Origin of the sequence: Christiangramia aquimixticola, from assembly GCF_048285835.1 — a bacterium.
GTDB lineage: Bacteria > Bacteroidota > Bacteroidia > Flavobacteriales > Flavobacteriaceae > Christiangramia > Christiangramia aquimixticola.
In genome coordinates, this window is record NZ_JBLVTL010000021.1 from 302 (window position 1) to 529 (window position 228).

Annotated in this window: 1 pseudogene; it reads left to right on the forward strand. The window is 48.2% G+C overall.

Features of this window, described 5'->3' with window-relative positions:
* A pseudogene (locus ACNKXV_RS13305) lies at window positions 1–228 on the forward strand (hypothetical protein); the annotation flags it as partial.

A 228-nucleotide genomic window follows, 5' to 3' on the forward strand; every position in this document is an offset into this window, starting at 1 on the left:
TTCGACTAATTCAATAAATGGGGGATCAGGAGAATCTGGAGCCTCAGGAGGTGGTGGTGCATATGATGACAATGTCAATGGGCTTGATGATCGGAACAATGGAGGAAATGGTTCCAGTGGATTTTCTGGTGGAGGAGTTCAAAAAAAGACATTTACGAATGATATCAATAAGGGAGCTGCTGCTGGCGGCGGCGGTGGCGGTGCAGCTGGTCCTGGTTTAAATGGAGG